Source organism: Nitrobacter sp. 62-13 (assembly GCF_001896955.1).
In the GTDB taxonomy this organism is placed as follows: domain Bacteria; phylum Pseudomonadota; class Alphaproteobacteria; order Rhizobiales; family Xanthobacteraceae; genus Nitrobacter.
The window spans coordinates 4,163-4,418 of the sequence record NZ_MKRN01000059.1; the positions used below are offsets into that span (position 1 = coordinate 4,163).

Below are 256 nucleotides of genomic sequence, written 5' to 3' on the forward strand. Positions count from 1 at the left end.
ACAGAAGGTCCGTGCAGTCCGGAGCTGATAATCCGCGGGAAGCAAGGTAGCGCTCTCCCAACGTGCCTGCGAGCGGCACGGCCTTGGAGAGGATATGGTCGATCTCGCGCACCTGGTCGGCCTGCTTGGACGAGGGCTTGGTGGCGACCCGCTTCGGCTGCGGGCCCGCCCTGGTCAGCTCGGCCGCGTAGATGATGAGTTCGCGACCGCTACGATGGATGGCGTGCTCCAGCGTATTGATGGGGCCGCCTCCCTC

The 256-nt window shown here is 66.0% G+C and carries 1 pseudogene; it reads right to left on the reverse strand.

What is annotated here, in order from left to right:
- A pseudogene (locus tag BGN91_RS06125) lies at positions 1-256 on the reverse strand (hypothetical protein); the annotation flags it as partial.